Here is a 590-nt window from a genome sequence, read left to right as displayed (position 1 = left end):
GTCCACAGTTCGAATCCGTGTGCCGGCACCATCTTAGAGAGTTTAGAGTGCGAAGTAAAGAACGACACTGATGTAAGTGTAAAAATGGTGAGGTTCCCGAGCGGTCAAAGGGGGCGGACTGTAACTCCGCTACGAAAGTTTCGAAGGTTCGAATCCTTCCCTCACCACCAATTTTAAGACTTCAAAGTGGTAAGTACCAACATCGTGCGGGAGTAGCTCAGTTGGTAGAGCGGCAGCCTTCCAAGCTGCATGTCGCGAGTTCGATCCTCGTCTCCCGCTCCATTGTTTGAAGTGCTAATATTTGCTCTTATAGCTCAGTGGTAGAGCACTCCCTTGGTAAGGGAGAGGTCTCGAGTTCAAATCTCGATAAGAGCTCCAGATTACAATTTGGCAACGTGGTTGCAAAAATATTTCAAAAGCAGGCTATTTAGTCTGCTTTTCAAGTATTTGGTGTTTGGTTTTTTTTAAACGATATGTCGGAGCTGGGTTTTACTCAGAATTGTGTTCGACGTAAACGAGGAAGATTAACATGGCTAAGGCTAAGTTTGAACGTAATAAGCCACACGTTAACGTGGGCACAATCGGTCACG

At 45.8% G+C, this 590-nt stretch carries 3 tRNA genes and 1 pseudogene; all 4 read left to right on the top strand.

Annotated elements, in window-relative coordinates:
• Positions 1 to 86 precede the first annotated feature (86 nt).
• Positions 87 to 170: transfer RNA gene (locus RJ01_RS14180), tRNA-Tyr, on the top strand.
• A 36-nt stretch (positions 171 to 206) separates the two neighbouring features.
• Positions 207 to 282, top strand: a tRNA-Gly gene (locus RJ01_RS14175).
• Positions 283 to 303: 21 nt separating this feature from the next.
• Positions 304 to 378: transfer RNA gene (locus RJ01_RS14170), tRNA-Thr, on the top strand.
• 151 nt (positions 379 to 529) lie between these two features.
• A pseudogene (locus RJ01_RS16195) lies at positions 530 to 590 on the top strand (elongation factor Tu); the annotation flags it as partial.

The organism is Acinetobacter sp. YZS-X1-1, assembly GCF_000804305.1.
GTDB lineage: Bacteria > Pseudomonadota > Gammaproteobacteria > Pseudomonadales > Moraxellaceae > Acinetobacter > Acinetobacter variabilis.
This window is presented reverse-complemented; position numbering and strand designations above follow the sequence as displayed.